Raw genomic sequence first — 907 nt, forward strand, 5'->3', positions numbered from 1 at the left:
TCAGGCGTCGGGCATGACGGTGTGGTTGGCCATCATCTCCAGCGCCTTGACCAGCGCCGAGTGGTCCCACGCCGCCCCGCCATTGGCCGCACAGGCCGAGAACAGCTGCTGCGCCACCGCGGTCGCGGGAAGCGCCATCTGCAGCTGGCGCGCCCCGTTCAGCGCCAGGTTCAGGTCCTTCTGGTGCAGCTCGATCCGGAAACCGGGGTCGAAGGTCCGCTTCACCATCCGCTCGCCATGCACCTCGAGGATCCGCGAATTGGCGAAGCCCCCCATCAGCGCCTGGCGCACCTTGGCCGGGTCCGCCCCCGCCTTGGAGGCGAATAGCAGCGCCTCGCCCACCGCCTGGATGGTCAGCGCCACGATGATCTGGTTCGCCACCTTGGTGGTCTGACCGTCGCCGTTGCCGCCCACCAGCGTGATGTTCTTGCCCATCTTCTCGAACAGCGGCTTCACCGTCTCGAACGCCTTGTCCGGACCGCCGACCATGATGGTCAGCGAGGCCGCCTTGGCCCCGACCTCGCCGCCCGACACCGGCGCGTCCAGATAGTCGCAGCCGAGCGCGTTGACCTTCTTCGCGTATTCCTTGGTCTCGACCGGGGCGATCGACGACATGTCGACCACGATCTTGCCCGCCGACAGGCCGGCGGCGATGCCGCCCTCGCCGAACAGCGCCGCCCCCACATGCGGGGTGTCGGGCACCATGATGATGATGATGTCGGCGTTCGACGCCACCTCGGTCCCGTTGGCGCAGGCGATGCCGCCCTTGCCCGTCAGGTCCGCCGGGACCGGCTTGATGTCGTACAGATAAAGCGTGTGGCCCGCGTCGATCAGGTGACCCGCCATCGGCGCGCCCATGATCCCGAGACCTACAAATCCAACCTTCGCCATCGTTTCGTCCTCGCTT

At 67.4% G+C, this 907-nt stretch carries 1 protein-coding gene; it reads right to left on the bottom strand.

All coding sequences use genetic code 11. The features are described 5' to 3' along the window. Complete coding sequence (locus NVS89_RS22880) at nt 1–891, bottom strand: 2-hydroxy-3-oxopropionate reductase (RefSeq protein ID WP_258735094.1); 891 nt, start codon at nt 889–891, stop codon at nt 1–3. Nucleotides 892–907: the final 16 nt, after the last annotated feature.

This window comes from Ancylobacter mangrovi (assembly GCF_024752355.1).
Classification (GTDB): Bacteria; Pseudomonadota; Alphaproteobacteria; order Rhizobiales; family Xanthobacteraceae; genus Ancylobacter; species Ancylobacter mangrovi.